Source organism: Longimicrobiales bacterium, from assembly GCA_035764935.1.
Taxonomy (GTDB): domain Bacteria; phylum Gemmatimonadota; class Gemmatimonadetes; order Longimicrobiales; family RSA9; genus DASTYK01.
Genome location: DASTYK010000161.1, coordinates 18,115 through 40,541 on the forward strand (window position 1 = coordinate 18,115; position 22,427 = coordinate 40,541).

General features: G+C 68.9%; 23 protein-coding genes and 1 tRNA gene. 5 read left to right on the plus strand and 19 right to left on the minus strand.

The window, feature by feature from the left end; translation table 11 throughout:
- Positions 1 to 163 precede the first annotated feature (163 nt).
- Entirely contained in the window at positions 164 to 589 is a 426-nt protein-coding gene (locus tag VFU06_13850) for a hypothetical protein (GenBank protein ID HEU5210472.1), read from the plus strand.
- A gap of 6 nt (positions 590 to 595) precedes the next feature.
- Here the strand turns inward: VFU06_13850 and VFU06_13855 are convergent, their stop codons facing one another.
- The gene (locus VFU06_13855) at positions 596 to 916 is read right to left on the minus strand and encodes a hypothetical protein (GenBank protein HEU5210473.1); all 321 of its coding nucleotides are present in this window, start codon (positions 914 to 916) and stop codon (positions 596 to 598) included.
- 168 nt (positions 917 to 1,084) lie between these two features.
- Here VFU06_13855 and VFU06_13860 point away from each other — a divergent pair, with 168 nt between their 5' ends.
- Positions 1,085 to 1,927 (plus strand): SDR family oxidoreductase, encoded by an 843-nt coding sequence (locus tag VFU06_13860; protein HEU5210474.1) that lies wholly within the window; start codon positions 1,085 to 1,087, stop codon positions 1,925 to 1,927.
- Between the two features lies 1 nt (position 1,928).
- On the opposite strand, the gene VFU06_13865 is transcribed toward VFU06_13860, so the two are convergent.
- Both VFU06_13865 and VFU06_13870 read right to left on the minus strand, forming a co-directional pair.
- Positions 1,929 to 3,704, minus strand: a complete 1,776-nt coding sequence (locus VFU06_13865) for a M1 family metallopeptidase (protein ID HEU5210475.1) — start codon at positions 3,702 to 3,704, stop codon at positions 1,929 to 1,931.
- Between the two features lie 13 nt (positions 3,705 to 3,717).
- On the minus strand, positions 3,718 to 4,071 hold the full coding sequence (locus tag VFU06_13870; GenBank protein HEU5210476.1) for a hypothetical protein: 354 nt from the start codon (positions 4,069 to 4,071) through the stop codon (positions 3,718 to 3,720).
- A gap of 259 nt (positions 4,072 to 4,330) precedes the next feature.
- On the opposite strand from VFU06_13870, the gene VFU06_13875 reads away from it, so the two are divergent.
- Together VFU06_13875 and VFU06_13880 are read left to right on the plus strand one after the other, a co-directional pair.
- Positions 4,331 to 5,011, plus strand: coding sequence for a GntR family transcriptional regulator (locus tag VFU06_13875; protein HEU5210477.1), 681 nt, complete (start codon positions 4,331 to 4,333; stop codon positions 5,009 to 5,011).
- The gene (locus VFU06_13880) at positions 5,004 to 6,107 is read left to right on the plus strand and encodes an aromatic ring-hydroxylating dioxygenase subunit alpha (protein ID HEU5210478.1); all 1,104 of its coding nucleotides are present in this window, start codon (positions 5,004 to 5,006) and stop codon (positions 6,105 to 6,107) included. The genes VFU06_13875 and VFU06_13880 overlap by 8 nt, the downstream gene beginning before the upstream one ends.
- A gap of 86 nt (positions 6,108 to 6,193) precedes the next feature.
- Here the strand turns inward: VFU06_13880 and VFU06_13885 are convergent.
- A tRNA-Val gene (locus VFU06_13885) sits at positions 6,194 to 6,268 on the minus strand.
- 151 nt (positions 6,269 to 6,419) lie between these two features.
- Here VFU06_13885 and VFU06_13890 point away from each other — a divergent pair.
- On the plus strand, positions 6,420 to 8,234 hold the full coding sequence (locus tag VFU06_13890; GenBank protein ID HEU5210479.1) for an SLC13 family permease: 1,815 nt from the start codon (positions 6,420 to 6,422) through the stop codon (positions 8,232 to 8,234).
- A gap of 24 nt (positions 8,235 to 8,258) precedes the next feature.
- Here VFU06_13890 and VFU06_13895 read toward each other — a convergent pair whose 3' ends face one another.
- The 15 genes from VFU06_13895 to VFU06_13965 all read right to left on the minus strand — a co-directional run.
- Positions 8,259 to 8,465 carry a hypothetical protein gene (locus VFU06_13895; protein HEU5210480.1) on the minus strand — a complete coding sequence of 69 codons (207 nt, stop codon included), beginning with the start codon at positions 8,463 to 8,465 and terminating at the stop codon, positions 8,259 to 8,261.
- A gap of 68 nt (positions 8,466 to 8,533) precedes the next feature.
- A complete protein-coding gene (locus tag VFU06_13900; GenBank protein HEU5210481.1) occupies positions 8,534 to 10,153 on the minus strand; it encodes an HD domain-containing phosphohydrolase in 1,620 nt (539 codons plus the stop codon).
- A gap of 17 nt (positions 10,154 to 10,170) precedes the next feature.
- Complete coding sequence (locus VFU06_13905) at positions 10,171 to 10,779, minus strand: hypothetical protein (protein HEU5210482.1); 609 nt, start codon at positions 10,777 to 10,779, stop codon at positions 10,171 to 10,173.
- A 215-nt stretch (positions 10,780 to 10,994) separates the two neighbouring features.
- A complete protein-coding gene (locus VFU06_13910) occupies positions 10,995 to 12,158 on the minus strand; it encodes a peptidase MA family metallohydrolase (GenBank protein HEU5210483.1) in 1,164 nt (387 codons plus the stop codon).
- Positions 12,159 to 12,237: 79 nt separating this feature from the next.
- Positions 12,238 to 13,392, minus strand: a complete 1,155-nt coding sequence (gene cheB, locus VFU06_13915) for a chemotaxis-specific protein-glutamate methyltransferase CheB (protein HEU5210484.1) — start codon at positions 13,390 to 13,392, stop codon at positions 12,238 to 12,240.
- Positions 13,389 to 13,877, minus strand: a complete 489-nt coding sequence (locus tag VFU06_13920; GenBank protein ID HEU5210485.1) for a hypothetical protein — start codon at positions 13,875 to 13,877, stop codon at positions 13,389 to 13,391. Before VFU06_13920 ends, cheB begins: the two co-directional genes overlap by 4 nt.
- Positions 13,874 to 14,776 (minus strand): protein-glutamate O-methyltransferase CheR, encoded by a 903-nt coding sequence (locus tag VFU06_13925; GenBank protein HEU5210486.1) that lies wholly within the window; start codon positions 14,774 to 14,776, stop codon positions 13,874 to 13,876. Before VFU06_13925 ends, VFU06_13920 begins: the two co-directional genes overlap by 4 nt.
- Positions 14,769 to 16,394: a DUF4388 domain-containing protein gene (locus VFU06_13930; protein ID HEU5210487.1), complete on the minus strand. Its 1,626-nt coding sequence runs from the start codon at positions 16,392 to 16,394 to the stop codon at positions 14,769 to 14,771. Before VFU06_13930 ends, VFU06_13925 begins: the two co-directional genes overlap by 8 nt.
- A 3-nt stretch (positions 16,395 to 16,397) precedes the next feature.
- Entirely contained in the window at positions 16,398 to 18,251 is a 1,854-nt protein-coding gene (locus VFU06_13935) for a DnaA/Hda family protein (GenBank protein HEU5210488.1), read from the minus strand.
- Positions 18,248 to 18,874 (minus strand): GTPase domain-containing protein, encoded by a 627-nt coding sequence (locus VFU06_13940; GenBank protein HEU5210489.1) that lies wholly within the window; start codon positions 18,872 to 18,874, stop codon positions 18,248 to 18,250. The genes VFU06_13935 and VFU06_13940 overlap by 4 nt, the downstream gene beginning before the upstream one ends.
- Positions 18,875 to 18,881: 7 nt before the next feature.
- Complete coding sequence (locus tag VFU06_13945; GenBank protein ID HEU5210490.1) at positions 18,882 to 19,376, minus strand: roadblock/LC7 domain-containing protein; 495 nt, start codon at positions 19,374 to 19,376, stop codon at positions 18,882 to 18,884.
- Entirely contained in the window at positions 19,373 to 19,720 is a 348-nt protein-coding gene (locus tag VFU06_13950) for a roadblock/LC7 domain-containing protein (GenBank protein ID HEU5210491.1), read from the minus strand. The genes VFU06_13945 and VFU06_13950 overlap by 4 nt, the downstream gene beginning before the upstream one ends.
- Positions 19,717 to 20,712, minus strand: a complete 996-nt coding sequence (locus tag VFU06_13955) for a tetratricopeptide repeat protein (GenBank protein ID HEU5210492.1) — start codon at positions 20,710 to 20,712, stop codon at positions 19,717 to 19,719. Before VFU06_13955 ends, VFU06_13950 begins: the two co-directional genes overlap by 4 nt.
- On the minus strand, positions 20,709 to 21,836 hold the full coding sequence (locus tag VFU06_13960; protein HEU5210493.1) for a DUF4388 domain-containing protein: 1,128 nt from the start codon (positions 21,834 to 21,836) through the stop codon (positions 20,709 to 20,711). The genes VFU06_13955 and VFU06_13960 overlap by 4 nt, the downstream gene beginning before the upstream one ends.
- Position 21,837: 1 nt before the next feature.
- On the minus strand, positions 21,838 to 22,427 hold a 590-nt coding region (locus VFU06_13965; GenBank protein ID HEU5210494.1), incomplete at its 5' end, for a tetratricopeptide repeat protein.

Below are 22,427 nucleotides of genomic sequence, written 5' to 3' on the forward strand. Positions count from 1 at the left end.
GAGCGGACCTGATCATGCTGGATTCTGAGCGACCGGGGGGTTGGCATGCGTCCGGTCGTTGTGCTGGTTTGGTTACACAGTGGGACGGGGCGGGTTCCGCCTGGGACGGACGGTCCGGAACATCGCTTGCACCGGAGCGGGCCGAACGGTCAGGAGGGGGAGCATGGACCAGCGGGAGCGGGCGGCGCGGTTTCGCGCCGAGGTTGTGGAAGCGGCGCACGCTTCAGGTGTGGCGCGCAGGCACGAGGAGCTGATCGAGCGCGCGACGTCGGATGGCCGGTTGTCGATCGAGGACGCCGAGCAGGCATACACCCTGGCTGAGCAGGAATCCCTGGAGCCGGGGTACGCCCTGGCTCTGGTTCGCTCGGGTTACCTCGTGCGCGAGCTGGTGCCGCCGGACCCGCCGGAGGAGGCGATGCAGCAGGACGCGCCGGGATGGATCCGCCCCGCGGAATCGGACGAGCTCGTGGAGGAGCGCAGGCTGCGCTCGAGCCTTCGCCGCCTGCGCCACATGCTGGAGCGCTGCGCCACGCCCGCCGAGGCCGCCGATTCCTACCTGGCCGAGCCGGATGTCGCGGCGGATGACTGAGCCGGTCTAGCGCCGGAGGTAGCTCGGCTGCCGTTCGTCCCAGGGGAGCTGTTCCGCGTGGGGCACGGCGAGCCCGTCGCCCTGCATGCGACGGCTGGCGCCGACCAGCCGCTCTGTGAACTCCGCCCGTTCCTCCACCAGGTTCAGTCTTTTCGAGAGGTGGTCGATCTCGGCCTGCAGGCGCGCGACCTCGTTCTGGTCCGCGCGATTGGCCTGCCTGTCGCGCGCGACCTGCTCGATGACCAGTCCGATCTTCTTCGTGAGCGGCCTCAGGATCAGGACCGCCGCGATGCACAGAAACATGATGATCGGAATCAGCTCTTCCATGGTTTGGCTCCCCGTGACCTGGCGCGTGATGACCGGTGATCTACGGTCGGCCGTGTACCCGGGTTTCGCGGGCGGAGTCCGGGGGCCGTCATGCGGGGCGACGCCTGCACGCTTGCCCTGCCTCCCTCGCGCCGCGCATTCTCCGGGTCCACCGGCGAGGGGAACGGGATGCTTGCAGCGGGCACACTCGAGGGGAAGCGGATTCTCGTAACAGGCGGCGGTTCGGGGCTCGGGCTCGCGATGACCGAACGCTTCCTCCAGCTGGGAGCGCGCGTGGCGATCACGTCGCGTTCGGAGGAGCGGCTTCAGTCCGCGCTGGCGCAGCTCGATGCCGGTGACGCGTGCATCGCGGGCCCGGCAGACGTGCGGGACCCGGATGCGGTCAACGCGGCGGTGGAGAGTGTCGTCCGGCGGCTGGGCGGCATCGACGTGCTGGTCAACAACGCCGCGGGCAACTTCCTCGCACCCACCGAAGAGCTTTCACCGAATGGCTTCGACGCGGTCGTGCGCACCGTGCTGCACGGCACCTTCCACGCGACGTCGGCCGTCGGCCGGCACATGATCGCGACCGGCAACGGTGGCGTCATCCTGAGCATCGTCACGACATACGCATGGACCGGCTCCGCCTTCGTCGTGCCGTCTGCGGCGTCCAAGGCAGGTGTGCTCGCGATGATGCGTTCGCTCGCAGTGGAGTGGGCGGAGTACGGCATCCGGACCGCCGCGATCGCGCCCGGTCCCTTCCCCACTGAAGGCGCGTTCTCGCGCCTGGTACCAACGGCCGACGCAGAGGACCTGATGCGACGTCGCATTCCGCTGAAGCGATTCGGTCGTCCGGCAGAGCTGGCAGAGCTCGCCGCATTTCTGATCAGCGATTCGGCCGCGTTCATCACGGGCGAGTGCGTGACGATCGACGGCGGCGAATGGATCGGCAGTGGTGGGGAGTTCAACATGCTGACGCAGATGCCGCGCGAGCGCATCAAGGAGATGATGCGCTCGCTGCGGCCCAGGTGAGCTACTTGCTGCCCGTCAGCTCGAACGCTGCGCGGTTGTTCTCGACCTGTATGTCGAGCAGCACATTGGCAGGATCGAGCACGGCTTCCTGCGGCGCCTCATCCAGACGGAACGTCACGACCTGCCGCGTGTCGCGACTGTCCAGCGTGCGCCTCTCACCATTCACCTGCAGCTCGACGGGCATCCATGCTTCGCCCTCGCGCACGACCTCGACGCTCGCCACCCACGTGCCTCCGTCCTGTTGTGCGCGCGCACTCGTAATGCGGTAGTCCAGCGTCGCCGTCGTATGGATCCACTGGTCGAAGAACCAGTCCAGGTCAGCGCCCGCCGCAGTCTCGAACGCCACACGCAGGTCCTCTTCCGTGACGTGCTGCAGCGCCTTCTCCTCGTAGAACAGTCGCAGGGCCCGGCGGAACGTGTCTTCTCCCAGGTACTCCCGAAGCATGCGGAAGACGAGCGACGGCTTGGTGTAGGTCATCGCGCTGTACGTGCGCGGGTCCCGGAACTCCGCCGACTCCAGTGCGATCGGCTGCGTCTGCCCGGCGCGCTCCATGCGCCGGATCCCCTCGAGCGAGTTGGCCCACATGTCCGCCGGTGCGCCCTGCTCCTCGAAGTACCAGTTGGTCAGGAAGGAGTCGAAGCCCTCGTCGAGCCAGCCCTCCCTCCACTCGTTGTTTCCGAAGATGCCGTGCACCCACTGGTGCCCGATTTCGTGCACGATCAGGCCCTCACTGGCCGACCCGTCCATGATCATCATCGGGAACTCGGTGCCGCCGGGCTCGATGCGGTGCACGTTGGTGATCTGCGGCCACGGGTAGGGACCGAAGACGTCGCTGAAGAACGCGATCGCGTTCTTCGTGCGCTCCACCGCAACGCCGTCGTCCCACGCAGTGTCGCCCGGCTGATAGAGCACGTGCACAGCAACGTCGCCGATGCGCCCGCCCTCGTAGATGTAGTCCGGGTTCGTGCTCCACGCGAAATGGTGAACATCCTCCGCGAGCCAGCGGACGCGCTTGCGCCCCTCCGCAGTTGCGTCGTCCAGGAGGCCGAGCGGCTGCGCAGCGGGCGCATCGTACGCATCGCGCCTGAGCCAGGGCTCAGGGCCCGTTGCCCGTGCCGCCGCCCAGCCGGGATCGCCCTCGACCGGGATGCCGGTCGCGCCGATCACCTGGTCCGCCGCGACGTCCAGCGTCACGTCGAAGGTTCCGTACTCACCGTAGAACTCGCCCTGCGGCAGCAGCGGCCGCGTTGCCCATCCGGTGTGGTCGTAGACCGCGATGCGCGGGTACCACTGGGCGAAGTCGTGATGGCGGTCCCGCCGCCCCTGGCGGCGCGGCAGCGTCGCCAGCCGGGTCTGCCAGTCGATCATCACCGTCGCGCTCGCGCCGGGCGCCAGCGGCTCCGGCAGCGCGATCGCAACGACGGTCGAATCCGGTGCGCCCCGATACTGTGGCTGCACCGTGCGCTCACCCACCCGGACGGCGGTGATCCGCTCGAAGGCGTGATCCTCGGACCCCAGGTCCTGGAAACGCCGCTCGCCGTACTCGAGCTCACGGCGCGCCCAGGCGCTGTTCGGCCGGAACGCGTTCAGCTCGAGGTGGAAGTACAGCGAATCGAGCGTGTCGGACGAGTTGTTCGTGTAGTCGAGCCTGGCTCGCGCGGTGAGCACGTCCGTGCTCTCGTCGAGCGTGGCCTCGATCCGGTACGCGATGTCCTGCTGGAAATACGTCGTATCCGCGGGCGCGGCGAACAGCAGTGCGAGCAGCGCAATCTTCATTGGCTCCACCTGGTTAGATCACGTACAGCACTGCAGTCACCGCTGCAGCACTGATCAGTGCGGATGCATGGACGACCGCTGCCTGGCGACGTACCCGGTAGCGCTCCATGGCATCCTCGATGTCCTCGACGCCGCCGCCCATGTCGCGCTGACCGCGCGCGGCGAGTCGCACGCAGGTCCGCTCCCGCACCTGCAGCAGCCCGTATGTCGCGGCCAGCAGCGGAGCAAACGCGAGCAGCCGCACGGCGCGCGGCAGGGCGAAATGCGACTGCGTCCAGACCAGCGCCAGCGCGATCGCGCCGCCGGCAATACCGAGCAGCAGGCGTCGGCGCAGGGCCGTACCGCCGATGTTGGCGACTCGTTCCATGTGCGGCTTTCTCCGGCAGCATCGTGGCGCGGTGCTCCCGTGCGCGCAAGTGCGTGCCGAGCGGCCCTTGATGCCCCTTGGAGCCCGAGCCCGGCCGCGCCCGGTCCCCCTGCCGACTCCGCCGATACGCAATGCCCGCCATTGACGCGCGCAAGGGAAGAACCTACTTGTAGCGTACCCGCCGGATATTCCAGGACCGACACTGACGAGGCCACGGATCGAGCTCGATCCGCCGGCACCCTTTCACACGACGAATGCCGTGACCGAGCCCTGGCCGATCATCCGCTCCAAGACGCTGTCCGACCACGTGTACCACGTGCTCCGCGCGCGCATCGGCCGCGGTCTGTACGACGCGGGTCAATTCATTCGGGAGCAGGAGATCAGCGAGGCGCTGGGGGTGAGTCGCACGCCGGTGCGCGAGGCGCTGGCGCGGCTGGCCAGCGAGGGGCTCCTCGAACGGATCCCGCACCGCGGCTTCCGGGTTTCCGTCGAGCCACTGGTGGATGCGCTGGAGCTCTATCCGATCGTCGGGTCTCTCGACCTGCTGGCCGGCAAGCTCGCCTTCCCCAACCTCACGGATGCCGACTTCGCGGAGCTGGAGCGAATCAACGCTGAGCTTGCGAGCGTCATCCGGGCCGGTGACACGGCGCGCGCGGTCGAGCTGAACTATGCGTTCCATCGGCACATCTCCGAGCGCAGCGGCAACAGTCGGCTGGCGGCCATGCTGGACGATCTGCGTACCCGCATCCTCCCGTGGGAGATGTGGTACTTCGAGAATGTCGAGGACCCGGAGCACCAGTCGGTGGACGAGCACGCGGAGATTCTCGCCGCGGTCCGTGCCGGCGACTTCGATCGCGCAGCCTCGATCTTCGAGTCCAACATGTTCTGGACGTATCGCGTGCTGCTCGCTTCACCGGAAGCGATGAACGGACATGCCTGAGAACGGCTTCACCGTTGACCCGGACATCCGCCGTGCCGCAACCCTGCCGTCGGCACTGTACCATGATCCCGAATGGTACCGGCTGCAGCAGGAGCGCATCTTTGCGCGTTCCTGGCAGTGGGTCGGCACGCGCGCACAGCTTCGAACGCCCGGTCGCACGGTTCCGTTCACGCTGCTCGACGGCTGCCTCGACGAGCCACTGGTGCTGACACACGACGATGACGGTGTGCTGCACTGCCTGTCCAACGTGTGCACGCACCGCGGGGCCCTCGTCGTGGAAGGCGCGGGACATCAGCGCTCTCTGCGCTGCCGCTATCACGGGCGCCGCTTCACGCTGGGCGGGCGATGCACGTTCATGCCGGAGTTCGAGAACGTCGAGGGATTCCCCTCCGCCGCCGACGACCTGCCGGAGCTGCCACTCGGGGAGCTGGGCCCGTTTCTGTTCAGCGGCATCGACCCGATGATGCCGTTCGCCGACTGGATCGAACCGCTGCGCCCGCGCATCGAGTGGATGCCGTTCGACGAGTTCGTGGAGGACCCATCGAGTGCGCGCGACTACCTGATCCGCGCACACTGGGCGCTGTACGTCGACAACTATCTCGAGGAGTTCCACATCCCGTTCGTGCACGCGTCGCTCGCGGAAACGATCGACTACGCAACGTACGCGACAGAGACATATGCGTGGGCATCGCTGCAGCTGGCACTGGCGAACGAGGGGGAGCACGCGTTCGAGCTGCCGGCGGGACATCCCGATCACGGCAGGCGTGTCGCAGCGTTCTATTACTGGCTGTTCCCCAACCTGATGCTCAACTTCTACCCCTGGGGCATCTCGCTGAACCTCGTTACACCGCTCGGACCGGATCGCACGCGTGTCTCGTTCCGCTCATGGGTGTGGGACGCATCAAAGCGGGAGCAGGGCGCCGGCGCGGGACTGCACCGGGTCGAGATGGAGGACGAGGAAGTCGTCGAATCCGTGCAGCGCGGCGTGCGCTCCCGCCTCTACGACCGGGGCCGCTACTCCGCGCGTCGCGAGATCGGCACGCACCATTTCCACACACTGCTCGCGCGGACGCTGCAGCAGGCGCAGGGCACCTGAAGCGCGCGCGGCGACTGCGACGGTCACAGGCCGGGGGAACATCGCCTGCCGTGCCCCAAATGGCGGCCGCATCGTTTTCTGGGAAATGCGCGCTGAGGGATTCGAACCCCCGACCCCCTCGTTGTAAGCGAGGTGCTCTGGACCAGCTGAGCTAAGCGCGCGTCCGGATAAGCTCGCGCAGCCGGGGCCGCAAGGCAACCGCCCGGACCCTGCTGCGCGAACGTCTTGCCGCGCCGCTGCATTCCCGGCAGAATCCCGCCCCTGAGGCGGCGTCTCGCATGGCGCCGCGAGTCCCACCCGAGCGTCCGCGGGATGTCCGACACACTCCTCGTCTACGTCATACTCGCTGCCACGATCGCGCTGTTCATGAGCGAGCGACTGCGTCTCGATGTCGTCGCATTGCTCGCGCTGCTGGCGCTCATGATCAGTGGCGTACTCACACCCGCCGAGTCGCTCGCGGGCTTTTCGGACCCCGTGGTCATCATGATTGCGGCGCTCTTCGTCGTTGCGGGCGCCATGCTCCGGACCGGTCTTGCGGAGCGCTTCGGCGGATTCCTGGGCCGCTTTGCGGGCGGCGGTCGGCGTCGTGCGACGGCGGTGGTCATGCTGGGCACGGGACTCCTGTCTGCCTTCATGAGCACCACCGGCACCGTGGCGCTGATGCTGCCGGTCGTCACGTCGCTCGCGCACAGGGCGCGTCTGAGCCCGTCGCTGATGCTGATGCCGCTCGCGATCAGTGCACTGCTCGGCGGGCTGCTCACGCTGATCGCGACTCCGCCGAACATCATCGTTGCGAACCAGCTCGTGGAAGCGGGCTACGCGCCGTTCAGCTTCTTCGACTTCACCCCGGTCGGTCTCGTGCTGCTCGGGATCGGCATTCTCCTGATCACGCTGTTCGGCGGCCGCGTGCTGCCCGCAAGAGCCCCCGTCGACCGTCCGGCCGGCACGGAGGGCGTCACGCTGCTCCCGGGCACGGAGCTGGTCGAGGGCTACGAGCTGGGGCAGCCGACGCGGCTGCGCGTGAGCGCTGCCTCGCCGCTGATCGGCACGTCCCCCGCGGAAGCCGGGCTGCGCAGCAGGTTCGACGTGAATGTCGTGGCGATCCACCGGCCGCAGCGGCGCACCGGGCGCATGGATCGGCTTCCGCGCACCGCGGAGCAGCCGGTGCGCGCAGGCGACGAGCTGGACGTGCACGGGCCCGCGGACGCGATCGAGGCGATGGCAGCAGAGATCGGGCTCGAGCACCTCGGCATCGTCGCTGCTCCTGAGACGGAGCTGGCGGAGGTCCTGCTCACGCCCCGCTCCCGCCTGGTGGGTGAGACCCTGTCGTCGGTTCGATTCCGGAGTCGCAACAGCGTCAACGTTCTTTCCGTGCGACGCCAGGGTCAGCCGCTGGTCGGTGCGCTGGCCGACATTCCGCTGCGCTTCGCCGACACGCTGCTCGTGGCAGGCACGGCCCCGGCGATCGAGCGGCTGCGCAATGATCCTGACTTCGTCGTCGTCGCACGCACCCACGACACGCGGACGGGCGGGCCATTCTCCCGCCGCGAAATTGCGGCGCTGCTGATTCTCGTGGGCATGCTCGTGCTCCTTGCCTTCGAGCTGCTGCCCGCCGTCGCCGCCGTGCTGGTTGCTGCTGTCGCCATGGTGCTCACCGGCTGCCTGCATGCAAACGAGGCATACCGCGAGATCAACTGGGAGAGTGTCGTCCTGATCGCGGCGATCCTGCCGATGGCAACGGCACTGCAGAAGACGGGTGGGGTCGACCAGATCGTGGCACTGCTCGGTCCGGTGGCCGCAGTGGGGCCGATCGCGCTGCTCGCGGCAATCTACGTGCTGACGGGCGTCATGGGCCTGTTCATCTCGAACACGGCCACGGCAGCCCTGGTCGCGCCCGTTGCACTGGGGGCTGCCGTCCAGCTCGGCGTTTCCCCCTACCCGGTGCTCATGACCGTCGCCATCGCATCCTCCGCAGCATTCTCGACACCCGTGTCCACACCGGCGAACATGCTCGTGCTCGGTCCGGGCGCCTACCGCTTCCGCGATTACGTGCGCGTCGGCGTCCCGCTGCAGGTCATCATCGGGATCGCAACGCTGGTGATCGTGCCGCTGCTGTTTCCGTTCTGAGTGCTGTGGCGGTGCGGACGAACGCTACAGAATGATGCCGAGAGGGACGAGCACGGCGTAGCCGAGAACGAGCAGGAGCGGTGCGGCCACCGTCGAGCCGCGCGCGAGCAGCATGTAACCGAGGGCGATCGCGACGAGTCCCAGGACCAGCAGGATCGCATTGATCGCGGAGAACTTGAGCGCCGCCTTCTGGGCGGCCGCCGTCCTGGTCGTGCGCTGGCGAGTCGACATGGAGGCAATGTCGAGGGGCGTCGGCGCAGCGTCAAGGTGGCCCATGGCGGCGTGGCTGCCGCCCTGCGCTACGCGGCCACGCCGTAAGCCTTCCGCGCTCGCGTACCCGCCGTCCGCGCCTGGCTGCGCCGCGCCTCGAGCAGTTGACGGAAGAGCTGGAAGAGCTCGGGGTCGAAGGCAGTGCCGGAATCGCGCTCCATGATGCGCATCGCTTCCGCGTGGCTGAGGGCCGGGCGGTAGCTGCGGGCCGTCGTGAGGGCGTCATAGACGTCGGCGACGCAGAGAATGCGTGCGGTCAGCGGGATCTCGGTGCCGCTCAGCCCGTCCGGGTACCCCTTTCCGTCCCACCGCTCGTGATGGTTCCGCACGACGGGCCGGATGTCCCACGGGAAATTGAGCGGCGCGACGATCTCGTCGCCCACCGTGGTGTGACTTCGCATCAGCGCCCATTCCTCGTCGTTCAGGGCACCGGGCTTGTTCAGCACTTCTTCGGGCACTGCCGTCTTGCCCACGTCGTGCAGGTAGCCGCCCATCCGCAGCCAGGTCAGGTCGCGGCGGTTGAAGCCCAGCGCCTCCGCGATCATGCACGCGTAATCCGCGACGCGCTGGCAGTGACCGGCGGTGTAGCGGTCCTTGGACTCGATCGACTCGCCCCATTCGCGCACGACGCGCAGGTACGATGCCTCCAGCTGGTCCAGGCGACGATCCAGGTCGAGCACTTCATGGTTCGCCTGCAGCTGCTCGAACAGCGTGTGCGCATGATTCAACGCACGCAGCGCATCCGTATTGCGAGTGCAGGCGAGGTGCAGGAGCGCCCACTCGGCGTGGCACTCCGCGTCGAGCAGGCGATCGTCCGCCTGCCCGGCGAGCTGCACGCCCTGCCGGAAATGCGTGTCCGCGAGCCCGACCATGCCCATCTCGCGGTACAGCATGCCGTACATCTTGTGCGCTTCGCCCAGCCCCTGCTTCACGTCGAGCCGCGCGAACACCTCGTAGGCGCGATCGCAGCTTTCCCGTGCCTGCGTGTGCTGGAGCTGCGCGAGATGGAGCTCGGCACGATTCAGCTCGATGGTTCCGATGAGGCCCGTATCCCGCAGCCGCTCGGCCAGGTCGAATGCACGATCGAAGCACACCTCCGCGGCGTCCCATTCACCGCGGTCGACGTGTGCCATGCCCATGTTGTTGCGCGTCCAGCATGCCGCGCGGTGATCGCCCAGGCGCTCGAACCGCTCCAGCGCCGAGGCGTAATGCACGAGTGCATTGTCGACGTCACCGCGGATGTTGGCGAGCGTGCCGAGGTTCTGGTGAACCATCGCGCCGAGCCGCTCATCGCCGATCTCGTCAGCGAGCTCGCCGGCCTGCCCGTACAGCGCCTGGGCACTCTCGACGTTGCCGCGAATCTGCTCGATGATTGCCAGACAGTTCACCGCCGAGGCAAGCTGCGGCGTCAGGGATGTCGCGAGCGCGATCGCATGACTGGCCTCGTAGGCCTCTGCGGCCAGCTCCGTCGCACCCCACTCCCGGTGCAGGTTGCCGATCCAGCGCAGGATGTCCGCGGCGTCCGCAGCAGTGCCACCACGTGGTACGCCACGCAGGGCCTCCTCGTAGTGGGCGAGAGTACCCTCGAAATCACCAGCACTGGCCGCCGCGCGCGCAGCATCCACGCACGCGGCGATCGTCGACACCATCTGCCCCGCTCCCAGGTCTAATTGGCCGCCAGACAGTAGCGGCTGAAGTGGTCGAGCTTCGCCGTGACCGTCCTGCTCTGCGTGTCGAGCGTGCTCGGCATCTCCTCGATCGCCCCGCCCGGCAGGAGCCGCAGGATCACCAGCTTCGACGGGTCGCTCACGTTCGTCGCGCGCGAGTACGTCAGCGTCAGTGACACCGGCTTTTCGAAGCCACGTTCACCGACGTCGATGATCCGGCCGAACAGGCCCGAGATGGTGGCGTCCAGCTCCACCTCGACGTACCCGGGGCGGGCCACCAGCATGGTGAACAGCACCGGCCGATCCACGGCGCCCGCGGGAACGGTGATCGTGTGACCGAGCAGCGAGATGCTGCCGCCGTTGATGCCGATGATCTTGGAAACGTCCAGATCGAGCGGCAGCGACAGCCGCTCCTGGACCAGCGTGTAGTCGCCGACTTCGGACGGACCGAGCAGTCCGCCCAGCAGGCCGTCGAGGCCGAGCAGCGCCGTCTCCGTCGGTGCCGGCTCGAACTGCGGCGCAGCCACGTCCTGGCTGCACGAAATGCCGGACACGACGATCGCGGCAAGCGCCAGCGCGCCGATTCGATTCACCCAGCGTCGGGTCATCGTTACCTCTGCGGTATGGGGGCAGGTCGATTTGTACGGGCACGCCTGGAGCAGAGACCGTGCCTCACCATGTAACTGCAATAGCGTCAACGTGTTGATATGAGCCGATCACCCCGGCCAACCCGCGGATCAGAATACTTTTTTTCCGGTGTTGTGGCGCGTCGGCTACACGCGCGAATCCCGTGCACATTCCGCGTAGAACTGCTCCTGCCGCGTCATCCTTCGGCAGCGGAGTCGGGCTGCGGGCCGCGTTGGCGACTGTCCTGCCCGTGCGGGGGAGGACCGGGCTGGCCCTCGCGTGTCGGGGGGCCGCTGCTTTCCCGGCCGACCTCCGGCTGCGCGACCGGTCCGGGGCGTGGCGCACTGTCCCCTCCCCCGCCCTCCCGCTGCGCGAGCGGTCCGGGCCTCTGCGCACTGTCCTCGCCGCCGTCCTCCCGCTGCGGCCCGTCCGGCGGCTCCGGCATCAGCCAGTAGGCAGGATCGTCGGGGATCTCATTCGCCCGCAGCCGTTCCAGCCGCGCCCGGTTGTAGCGCCTGCGGATCATCCAGATTGCGACGACGATCCCACCGGCGATGCTCCACAGCACGGCGCCCTGGGCAAGGAAACGAAGCCAGCCGTACTCGCGCCGGACGTGCTTGCTCCAGTCCTGCTCGAAGCGTGCGAGCGTGAACCGGTACGTGGCGCGCATCGCCTCGTCGAGCGACGCACCGGCTGCCCAGCGGTCGAGCAACTGTGCGAGCGCGGGTTCACCTCCGTGCGAGTAGAGGTAGCGCATGGCGCTGGCTGACAGCAGGTACGCGATGCGGGCGTCGGTGGCGCCGGCCGGCCAGAGCAGGTCGAGCGAGTCGAGTGGCGGCGCGCGGCCGGTGAGGAATGCGACGCGCAGCAGCCAGTCAGCCTCCTGGTCGAGCTGTCCGGCGGTCCAGGTCGCGTAGCCTTCGGTGAACCAGCGCGGCACCTGCGCGGTCCGGAGGTGGCGCTGGAGCGCGACGTGTGCGAGCTCGTGGCGCAGCGTGCGTCGCAAGTCGGTGGGTGAGCGCACGCGCGGCGCGTATGCCGGCAGAACGATCCGTTCGAGGCGCGGAAAGGCAACGCCCGCGCCCCACTCCGGTGCGAGTCCGCCGGTCCATTCGGAGAACGTGGCCTCGTCCGGGGCCAGCAGGACGGTGATCTCGCTGCCGCGCGCATGGATGTCGGTGGGCAGCCCGGGGAACGACTGGATCGCCTGGGGGAGGATCGCGCGTGCGAGCGCCTCTTCCCCCGGCTGGAACCGCACGACGACGTCGTCGCGGCGGATCCCGTCCAGTTGCTGCGCACCAGTGGGGAGTGCAAGCGAGGCGAGGATTGCCAGGCACGCCGCGAGCGCGCGCCGCAGCATCGCACCAGGGCGACCCGGGTGGGACAGAGCGGTCGCGCCCCCGCCAGGGGTCGCGTCGTTCGCGAGCCGGCCCGGCACCTCAGCGCGCGTCGTGCAGCTCGCGCGTGATGGTCGTGATGCGGCCGCCGATGGCGGGCAGCGGAAGAATCTCATCCGCATAGGGTGCGGCCGCGCGGGGCATGCCCGCAATCACGGCGCTTGCCTCGTCCTGCGCGATGGTGCGGGCACCGACCGCATGCAGGGCACGCATCCCCTCGGCGCCGTCGCGTCCCATGCCCGTCAGCACCACGCCCAGGCTGGCCGGTCCGAAGGTGCGTGCGACGGCCGTGAACAGCACGTCCGCGGCGGGTCGCACGCCGCGCAGCGGTGGCTCGTCGACGAGCTGGATGCAGATCCCGTCCGGTGTGCGGTGCAGCCCCATGTGGTGCGTGCCCGGTCCCAGGTAGACGTGCCCGCCGTGCACGAGCTCCCGGTCGCGCGCGATGCTGACGGGGAGAGGGCACTCGGCCGCGAGCCGCTCCGCGAAGCGCTCGGTGAATGTCGACGGCATGTGCTGCACGACGAACACCGCGCACGCCGCGTCCTCCGGCAGCGCGGCCACCAGGTCGAGCAGCGCGCTCGGCCCGCCGGTCGATGCCGCGATCGCGACTGCGCACGCGGCGGGCCGCTGCTTCTGCCGGATCCGGCGCGCCCGCTGCAGCGCACCGGCCACCGCGATCCGCAGGCGCAGGTTGCGGAGACGAGCGTCCAGTGCCGCATCGAGCGCGCTCAGCAGCCGTTCCTCGAATTCCCTGTGCTCAGCCGGATCGCTGCCCGGTTTGACCACGTACTCCACGGCGCCGTACTCGAGGGCGCGCAGGGCAGGATCGGCCATGCGCTCGGTGTGAGAGGAGACGATCACGACGGGCCGCGGCAGTTCGCTCATGATGTAGCCGAGCGTTTCGACACCGCCGAGGTCCGGCATCTCGAGATCCAGTGTGAGCACGTCCGGCTTCTCCCTGTGGAGCAGCCGGATCGCCTCGAACCCCGTACCGGCCTCGCCCGCCACCTCCCAGCGGCCTGTCGCCTCCACGATGTCGCGGATGAGCTGTCGCATCATCGGCGAGTCGTCGACGATGACGATGCGCGCCCGGCCGCCGCGCTGACGGGCCCCTCCGCCCTGTGCGTCGGCTGCGCGCTGCTGCACGGGCTTCTCGTCGCGTCGCGAGTCGAAGCCACCAGTGACGCCGCTCACAGCGTGACCTCCGGCTCCAGCGCGGACGTCACGAGCAGCTGGCCGGTGCTCATGTCGAGGAACACGCTGCGACCGTGCTCGCCGCCCACCTCCTCGCCCTCGAGCGGCACCCCGGCGCACTCCAGCGCCTCGCGCACCGCATCGACGTTGCGCTGGCCCAGGCGCAGGCCGTACTCCGGGAGCAGCGCCGCAAACATCGATGCACCGCCGGCGATCCGTGCCGTGATGCGGGCGGGCTCGGCGCCATGCTCGACCATGCGCTCGAGCAGCTCCGGTACGGCAGTCGTCGCAAAGCGGCCGGGCGGTGCCGACCTGCGGGTGCGCAGGGGCTTCGGCAGCATGGCGTGCGCGAGACCGCCGACGCGGCTCTCGCGGTCATAGAGAGCGATCGCGACGCACGAGCCCAGCCCGATCGTGAAGAGCACACCGTGCTCCCGCGCGACCTTCACCTCCCCGATGCGCACCGGCACGCGTTCGGTCGTCATGCCCGTCGAAAGATGCGTTCCCGGTTGGCCGCGACGTTGAAGCCGGCGGCATTTGCGCCGAACAGCGTCTCGACCTTGCCGAGCACCAGGAACCCCGACGGCACGAGCGACGCTGCGAACCGTGCGAAGATGCGGTCCTGCATTTCGCGTTCGAAATAGATGATGACGTTGCGGCAGATGATGAACTGCAGCGCCTGCGGGTAGTCGTCGCGCAGCAGGTCGAGCGTTTCGAAGCGGACGAGCGAGCGCACTTCGGGGCGCACCCGGTAGGTGCCGTCGAGTGCATCGAACCAGCGGTCCCGCACCGCCTCCGCGGTCTCCGTCAGAGCGTAGGCGCCGTACTCCGCACGCCGCGCCGTCGCGAGAGACCCTTCGTCGATGTCGGTGGCGAGGATCTCGAAGCGGTCGAGCGGCAGCCGCTTCGCGGCGGCATACTCGTGCAGCAGGATCGCGAGCGAGTACGGTTCCTCACCGCCGGCGCAGCCGGCGCTCCACAGCCTGACCTGCCCTTCCATCCGGAACAGCTCCGGGACGACACTGGTGCGCAGCGCGTCCCAGACCTCGGCGTTCCGGAAGAACTTGCTGACATTGATCATCACCGTGTCGAGCAGCCGCTCCCGCTCGGCGATGTCCTGCTCGAGCAATGCGCCGTAGTCCCGGTACCGGTGCAGCCCGTGTGCGCGCATGCGCACCGCGATGCGCCGTCTCAGGCAGCGCTCCTTGTAGCCGCTGCAGTCGAGGCCGACATGGCGGGTGATCAGCACCTTCAGCTCATCCAGCTCCGCCGCATCGCGCGGGTCCAGATCGCCGTTGGCCAGCGGAAGCGAGGAGTGCACCGCGGGCAGCGCCTGCAGCGCGCGCCGCACGCGCTGGTGACGCTCGTCCGGTGCTTCAGGCATGCTCTTCGGCGCGCGTGATCTGCAGGTTGTTCCGGACCACTTCGTTGTCCGGGTTCAGCTCGAGCGCGCGCGTCCATGCACGCAGTGCCTGGTCACGGTTGCGGTTGCGGAGGTGCAGGTTGCCGAGCTTCGCCCAGACATCATCCCCGAGCGCGGGCTCCAGCTCGGCCGCTCGGCGATAGTGCTCGATCGCCTCCTCGAGCAGGCCGCGACGGTAGGACACGTCTCCCAGGTTCTTGTGTGCCTGGGCGATCCCGGGATCCTCCTCCATCGCGCGCCGGTACGAGCGATCCGCCGCGTCGAGATCCCCCCGTCGTTCGTGCAGCAGCCCTTCGAGCAGCAGCAGCGGCGCACATTCCGGGTAGAGCTGCAGGCCCGCCGCAACGAGACGGTCTGCCTGGTTGCGACGGCTGCGCACCGCGGCGCACAGCGCGGCGAGGTAGAAGTACGCGGCCGCAGGCTGCTCCTCCTCGGCGAGGCGCACGCGGTACTCCTCGAACTCGCGAGCAGCGGCGGCGTAGTGAGCGCCGGTCAGCAGCGTCGTTGCACGCTGCAGCGACACGAGCGGCGTGCCCGCACGCAGCCCCTCTGCCTCGTTCAGCACCAGCAGCGCGTCGGGCGTGCGACCCAGCCGCCGCAGCGCCACGGCGAGGTTGACGAACGCGCCATAGCGCGGGCCGGCGTCCTCCAGCAGGCTCTTGAGCTGGCGGACCGCGTCGCGGTACTCGCGCCTGCGCAGTGAGATGAGCGCGAGCTGGAAGCGCGCAACGTGATCATTCGCGTCCAGGTCTGCGACCCGCTGGAACTCGCGCGACGCTTCATCGAGCATGCCTGCCCTGGCGAACGCGATGCCCAGGTTGCGTCGCTCCTGGATCTCGGCATCGCGCGCCCGGACGGGCTCCTCCGCGCGCCGGCCGACCTGGTGCGCGAAGCCCGCCTGCAGGAGTCCGAACAGCGCCTTGCCGACTTCGAACTCGGTGTAGCCGGTCTGGTCGACGATGTCGCCCAGCGCACGTGTGCCGTCGAGCAGCGGAACCAGGTCCTCCTGTTCCGGCGTGAGCGCCACGCTCGCGGTGTCGAGCCTGCTGTGGTCCACTTCGAAGAGCAGATCGAACGAGGCGATCTTCTTCTCGATCAGGCTCCACTCGTCGACCCGACGTGCTGCCTCGAGCAGCAGGCTTTCCGGATTGATCGACACGACGACGTCCGCGGGGTCCGGCCTCTCGTCGACCTCGAAGAAGAAGTTGCCCCGCGACCACGTGAAGAGGTGGTAGATCGCCTCCTCGATCTGCATGCGGATGTAGCGTGTCAGGTCGCCCGGCGTGATGATGCGCCGCTCGACGAGCAGCTCGCCGACCCGCTTGTCCGGCTGCCGCGCCTGCTGCACCAGGACCTCGTCGAGCTGTTCCTGTGCGATCTCGCCGTCCCGCACGAGCAGATCGCCGAGCCGGTCACGCCGGTTGACGATGCGTGCGTACGTGATCCGGCCCTGGTCGAAGTAGATCTGGCCGAAACGCGAGCGGTCCGCGACGGACAGGCATCCGGTCTTCTGCCCCAGCGCCAGGAGCTGGCAGACATCAGCCAGGCTCGCTTCCTTGAGGCTGCCCTTGATCGCCATGCCTCAGCCTGCCTCCGTCTCCAGCCAGTCTTCGACGTACGGCCACTGCCAGAGCACCTTCTCCGTACTGCGGAAGAAGTCGTCGATCGGCAGCTGCGGCTCCGATGGCGCCGCATCCTCGAGTACGTCCGTCAGATCCGGCTCGACCTGCGCCACCGGGATCTCCTGCGTCGCCAGTGCGACCCGTGGTTCCACCCACGCGGGCACGTCCCGCCCGGACTCACCCGGCGTCGCTACCGTGCGGGCGGCAACTTCCTCCTCCTCTTCGCTCTCGGCCAGCTCGACGACGAGCCCGCTCTCCAGCCGCGTGCGCAGCCGCTCCTCCAGCCCCTCGAGCGCGCGTGGCTGCACCTCCGCGGCAAAGACGAGCTGCCCGCCCGCCCGCACGATGTCATCGAAAAGATGGAACAGCTCCTCCTGTACGCGTTCCGTTCCGGCAATCGCATCGACGTCGTCGAGCAGAAGCAGCCGCGCACGGCGGTAGCGCGAGCGCCAGCCATCCACGTGGTTGCGCTGGATCGCGTCCATCAGCTCCTCGCCGAACTCCGGGCCGGTGAGGTACGCGATCGCGGTGTCGGGTGAGTGCCGGCGCACCTCGTTCGCGAGGGCGACCAGCAGTGCGCTCTTGCCTGCTCCGGCGGGACCGTGCACGAACAGCGGATTGTAGCGGCTGGCGGGCGCTTCACCGACCGCGCGGGCCGCTCTCACCGCGAACAGCGAGGCCGGCAGCGCCAGCTCGTCGAAGCTGGGCGATGTCGACGGCTGCGGCAGCGAGCGGGTGCGCGCCTCGACCGCCGCGAGCAGCGACTCCGCGTCGTGCAGCCGGTCGGGATTGCGCAGCACCTCGAGCCGCTCCAGCTCCGGCGCCTCCGCGTCCAGCTCGCGAATGCGTGTCCCGATCGAGCGAAGCCGCTCGATGTCGTTCTCGTACTCTTCGATCAGCGTGTCCGCATCCGCCTCGCTGACCGGCGTGTCCAGGGCCATCTCCAGGCGGCGTGTGCGGAACCCCTCGCCTTCCCAGCGCAGGATCGCATCCGCGAGCATCTGTTCCGCGGATACGCCGCTCACCACTTCGCCGACTGCACCGGCAATGTCATTCAGGAACGCCCCGAACTCGTCGGCCTTGCGCGTCTCCACGCCCACGCCGAGCAGATGCGCGACCTCCTCGGCGGTCACGGTGCGCTCTTCCAGCTCCTGGACCGCGAGCACCCGGTTCAGTGCGCCCTGCAGCTCACGGACGTTGGTGAACTCCACACGGGCGAGCGTTTCCGCCACACCGGGTGCCAGGGTCTGCCCGCGCTCCTCGGCCTTGCTGCGCGCAATCACGATGCGCGTCTCGTACTCCGGGCTGCCGATGTCGGCGATCAGGCCCCCGCTGAAGCGCGTGAGCAGGCGCTGGTCGAGATCGTCGATCTCGGTCGGTGGCCGGTCACTCGCGAGCACGACCTGGCCGCCGCGCGCCGTGAGCAGATCCCACGCACGCAGCAGCTCCTCCTGTGCACCGCGCCGTCCTGCCAGGAACTGCACATCGTCGAGCAGCAGCAGGTCCGCATGCCGCAGGCGGTTCCGGAACGCGTCGCGCTCGCCCGCCTGGATCGCGCTCATGACGCCTTCGAGCAGGTGCTCGAGTGTCTCGTAGATGACGGTCAGGTTGGCGTGCACGCGGCGCGCGTGGACGCCGATCGCCATCACGAGGTGCGTCTTGCCGAGCCCTGAATTGCTGTAGAGAAAGAGCGGGTTGTACGCGGCGCCCGGGGCGTCGGCAACACGACGCGCCGCCGCAGCGGCGAGGCGGTTGGCGGCGCCGACGACGAAGTTGTCGAAGGTGAAGCGCGTGTCCAGGTCCAGCGTGCTCATCCGCCACCCCTCGCCGCGACCGGATCGACCGGTGCGCGGAACCGGCGCGAAAGGCTCTGCAGCACGAGCTGGCTGATCGACTTCAGCGTGTCGAAGACACCGTTGCCGCTCAGGGCCGACGCAGGAAACGCGGGCACCCCCCGGAAGTTCAGCAGGTCGTCCAGCTCTTCGATCGAGGCCACGCCGGGGAGATCCCGCTTGTTGTACTGCAGCACCATCGGGAACTCGCGAGGCTCGATGTTCTCCTCGAGCAGATTCTCGTGCAGGTTGCGCAGGCTCTCCATGTTCTCATCGAGCTGCTCGCGCTGCGAGTCCGCGACGAACACGACGCCGTCCGCACCGCGCAGCACCAGCTTGCGCGTCGCGTTGTAGTAGACCTGGCCCGGCACCGTGTAGAGCTGCATGCGCGTGCGGAAGCCGGAGATCGTGCCCAGGTCGAGCGGCAGGAAATCGAAGAACAGCGTGCGATCCGTTTCCGTAGCGAGCGAGACCATCGGTCCCTTCCGCTCCTCCGGCACGAACGCATGCACGTACTGCAGATTGCTCGTCTTGCCCGAACGGCCGGGGCCGTAATAGACGATCTTGCAGGTGATTTCCTTCGTCGAGTAATTGACCAGCGACATCTCGCCCCTATCGACTGGATGCGTCAGGCTGGAACACGCGCTGGAGTCCCTCCTCCAGGTCGCGCTCGAACGTCTGCTGCGTGGTCTGCTCACCCGGCAGCACCCGGAACTCCGCGAGCTGTCCGACCTGCTCACTCAGCTTCCCGAAGAAGAGCTGCACCAGGCCGAGCGAGGATTCCGTGTCGAAGATCACCACGAAGATCAGGTCCTCGACGGGTGTCCGCAGCGTTGCGAGGAACAGGTCCTGTTCCGTGCCGGCGTGATGGAGGTGCTGCCACGGCCCCGCACCGGTGAGCCGACCGAGCGCGTTCGCCGCTGCATGGGCTGCCGCGGCGAGCGACGCAACGTTCATCACCTCGTAGCGGCGCGCGAAGCCGTGCTGCGCGAGCACCTGTCCGCTGCCGGTCACGACCAGGGCGATGCGCGCGCGCGATTCCCGCACGAACGTCTGGATCGGCGCACGCAGCGCCTCCACCACCCTCGGCAGCTCCGCGACTCTCACTGCAGCGACTCCGCCGCCCGCTGCGTCTCGAGCCGGACCAGGCCCAGCTGGGCATCGCGCTCGGCAACCGCAATCACGAGCATCTCACCCGCGCTGGAAACGACCACGTGTCCCGCGGTCGCCTCCAGCTGCAGCGTGTGCACGCCGTCGTATCCTCCCGTCTGCGCGGCGCGCTGCGCCCCGCGATACATCGCGGCGGCGAGCGCTGCGACCGCGCCGCTGTCCACGCCCGCAGCGACATCCGCCGCCACCGGCACACCCGCCTTCGCCTCCACCACGAGTGCACCAGCCACGCCGCTGACGCGGCTCAGCCGTTCCAGCGCGTCCGTGTAGCGGGCCGTCATGCGTACGCCTCCAGGAACTGCTGTGCGAGCGATGCCGCATGCGCCGCACTGCGCATCATCCAACCGGCCGGTGCACCGCTGCGGGCAACGAGCAGGATCACGGCGTCGGGTCCTGCGGGCGCGATGTGGAGCGCCGCGCTGCCTGCCTCGATGAGCAGCCCCTCCCACGCCCCGAGCCCCAGCATCGCCGCGGTGCGTGCTGCTTCACCGGTGACGCTGCCGAGCACCGCGGCAAGCGCGTCGGCCGCCCTGTCACTGTCATCGAGCGCACCGGCCAGCACCATCCCGCGCGTGTCGAGCAGCAGCGCACCGAGCACCGGGCCGGTCACGATCGCGTCGAACAGCCGGGCAGGATCCGGAACTGCGTGCACGGGCGGCGCCGGCTGCTGCGCCGCGCTCCACGCAGGCTGGTCTGCCGGCGCGAGCGGTGCCCAGGCATCCGGCTCCGGCAGCACTGCCGGCTCGGGCGCTGCGCTCACCACGTCCGCCGCGCGCGTGTCAGCCGCCGCGGCGTGAGTCGTGAGCGGGTCGGGCGCCTGCGTCCAGGGCTCGACCGGGACCGGCGCGGCGTCTTCCGCATCCATCCGGTCGGCGACGAAGCGCAGTGCCTCGCGCACGGCCTCGTCATCCGGTCGTATCAGCGACGCGCGCTCCAGCCGGTTGCGCGCCTGTGCCAGCTGCCCGTTCTCCAGGTGACAGAACCCGAGTCCGCGCAGCGCATCGAAGTTGGACGGGTCGAGGCGCAGCACGAACGACCACTCGTCGGCCGCACGCGCGTAATCGCCGCGATCGATGTACAGCAGTGCGAGCAGCCCGTGCGCATCCGCGTTGTCGGGATGGTGCTCGAGACCGCGCAGACACAGCCGCAGCGCTGCGTCAGGTCGGTTCTGCCGCCGGTACGCGCGCGCGAGCGGCAGGAACACGAGCGACCTGGGATCGGCCGCCAGCTCCTCGCTCCAGCGCTGCAGGTCCGCCGGCAACGGCTTCTTCATGCGATCAGTCCCTTTTCCACGATCCGTGCAATGTCCCGCACGGCGATCAGTCCGTTCGCGACCAGCTCGCGGCGCGTGCCGCTCGGCGCAACGCGCAGGTACGTTTCCCACGCATTGGCCGTGCGCTGCAGGTCGCCCGTCTGCACGGCCGAGTAGCCGAGATGGAAGTGCGCCTCCGCCGACATCGGATCGAGCAGCGCGGCGCGCGCGAATGCCTCCGTCGCGGCCCGCATGCGACTTTGCGCGAGCAGGGTCCGTCCCGACAGCAGTGCGATGTCCGCGCGCTCGGGATACGACGACTCGAGATCCGATGCGAGCTTCTGCGCCTGCTCCAGCTCTCCGTCCTGCATCAGCCGCTCGATGTCCTGCATCGTCGCCTGGAGCTGCGCATCCGATACGCGCGTGTGCCGCTCCTCGACTTCGACCACGCCTGTGCTCACCAGCCCGAAGATCGTCTTTGCGACGTCGAAGGAGCTGCGTGCCAGGTCGGCCGCGATCTGGCGGACGTCGCGCTCGCCATCCACCTGTGCCAGCACTTCCCATTCCTCCGGCCGCAGGTCGAGCGGTGTGTCCGTGCGATCCGCGGTCGGCGCGAGCACCGGTATCGATTCGGGGCTGGGCACCTTGGACTCGAGCCGTGTCCACTCGTCGATGCGCCGCGCGCCCTCCATCAGCAGCGATTCGACACGCACGCGCGCGAGCAGCCGCGGGCCCGCCATGTCCGCGCGCTCCTCGAATTTGAAGTACCCCTCCGTCCACGCCATCACCTCGTAGACGGTTTCCTCCATCTGGAACCGGAGCTGCTGCTCGAGCACGTCCTCGGCGATGCTGCCCATCTCCAGCAGCACCTCCGCCAGACGGCGCGTCGGATTCGCCCGCTGGATCTCCAGTGCCCGGTCCAGCTCGCGCTGCGTCAGCTTGCCCGCGCGGATCAGCAGCTGCCCCAGCCGACGCGTGGAGCGACGGCGCACCGCGAAGATGATCGTACCCTTCGCGAAGTGAATGATCGCCTCGTCGTTCCAGCGATCCGAGCGGACGGTCAGCACGCCTGTCTTGTGCGCCAGGTCGAGCAGCTGCAGCACGTCCTGGATGCTCAGCTCCTTGAGCGGCCCCTCGATCGCCATCTCAGTGGCTCCAGTCCGGCGTCGGATCGACCGGCGCGTCAGGGTGCGTCGGCATCAGTGCCTCGAGTCCGGCCAGCGCATGCTGGTGACCCGGGTCGAAGTGCAGCACGCGTCGGAACGCAACACCGGCCTCCGTCACGCGCCCGAGGCGGGTCAGCAGTGTGCCCAGGCGCACGAGCCCGTCCAGGTGATACGGATCCACCGTCAGCAGATCGACGAGCACGTGCACCGCATCGCGCAGGTGTCCGCGCCTGGTCTCCAGGTCGGCCAGTGCGAATGCCGCTTCCCCGTAGCTCGGCAGCACGTCGAGCGCTGCACGGAATTCGCGCGCCGCGGCGTCCTCGTCGCCACCCAGTGCGTACGAGCGGCCGAGCGCGACGCGCGCCGCGACCGCGAAGTCGTCGAGCTCGAGCGCCCGGCGCAGCACACGCTCCGCCGCAGCCATCTCGCCGATCCGGGCGTGCGCGGTGCCCGCAAGCACGAGCAGTGGCACATCGTCGGGGGACGCTGCGAGCGCACGATCGAGCGAGCGGCGTGCACGCGCCGCATCGCCGGCCATGAGTGCTGCCTCACCGACCATGCGCGCGCTCA

Bases quoted from the DNA above. Each gene is read 5' to 3' on its own strand.
- VFU06_13930 (HEU5210487.1), bottom strand. From the start codon at position 16,394: ATGGCGATCAAGGGCAGCCTCAAGGAAGCGAGCCTGGCTGATGTCTGC.
- VFU06_13855 (HEU5210473.1), bottom strand. From the start codon at position 916: ATGGAAGAGCTGATTCCGATCATCATGTTTCTGTGCATCGCGGCGGTC.
- VFU06_13955 (HEU5210492.1), bottom strand. From the start codon at position 20,712: ATGAAGAAGCCGTTGCCGGCGGACCTGCAGCGCTGGAGCGAGGAGCTG.
- VFU06_13890 (HEU5210479.1), top strand. From the start codon at position 6,420: ATGTCCGACACACTCCTCGTCTACGTCATACTCGCTGCCACGATCGCG.
- VFU06_13900 (HEU5210481.1), bottom strand. From the start codon at position 10,153: ATGGTGTCGACGATCGCCGCGTGCGTGGATGCTGCGCGCGCGGCGGCC.
- VFU06_13910 (HEU5210483.1), bottom strand. From the start codon at position 12,158: ATGCTGCGGCGCGCGCTCGCGGCGTGCCTGGCAATCCTCGCCTCGCTT.
- VFU06_13860 (HEU5210474.1), top strand. From the start codon at position 1,085: ATGCTTGCAGCGGGCACACTCGAGGGGAAGCGGATTCTCGTAACAGGC.
- VFU06_13850 (HEU5210472.1), top strand. From the start codon at position 164: ATGGACCAGCGGGAGCGGGCGGCGCGGTTTCGCGCCGAGGTTGTGGAA.
- VFU06_13880 (HEU5210478.1), top strand. From the start codon at position 5,004: ATGCCTGAGAACGGCTTCACCGTTGACCCGGACATCCGCCGTGCCGCA.
- VFU06_13870 (HEU5210476.1), bottom strand. From the start codon at position 4,071: ATGGAACGAGTCGCCAACATCGGCGGTACGGCCCTGCGCCGACGCCTG.
- VFU06_13950 (HEU5210491.1), bottom strand. From the start codon at position 19,720: ATGACGGCCCGCTACACGGACGCGCTGGAACGGCTGAGCCGCGTCAGC.
- VFU06_13920 (HEU5210485.1), bottom strand. From the start codon at position 13,877: ATGACGACCGAACGCGTGCCGGTGCGCATCGGGGAGGTGAAGGTCGCG.
- VFU06_13905 (HEU5210482.1), bottom strand. From the start codon at position 10,779: ATGACCCGACGCTGGGTGAATCGAATCGGCGCGCTGGCGCTTGCCGCG.
- VFU06_13925 (HEU5210486.1), bottom strand. From the start codon at position 14,776: ATGCCTGAAGCACCGGACGAGCGTCACCAGCGCGTGCGGCGCGCGCTG.
- VFU06_13865 (HEU5210475.1), bottom strand. From the start codon at position 3,704: ATGAAGATTGCGCTGCTCGCACTGCTGTTCGCCGCGCCCGCGGATACG.
- VFU06_13960 (HEU5210493.1), bottom strand. From the start codon at position 21,836: ATGGCGATCGAGGGGCCGCTCAAGGAGCTGAGCATCCAGGACGTGCTG.
- VFU06_13935 (HEU5210488.1), bottom strand. From the start codon at position 18,251: ATGAGCACGCTGGACCTGGACACGCGCTTCACCTTCGACAACTTCGTC.
- VFU06_13940 (HEU5210489.1), bottom strand. From the start codon at position 18,874: ATGTCGCTGGTCAATTACTCGACGAAGGAAATCACCTGCAAGATCGTC.
- VFU06_13895 (HEU5210480.1), bottom strand. From the start codon at position 8,465: ATGTCGACTCGCCAGCGCACGACCAGGACGGCGGCCGCCCAGAAGGCG.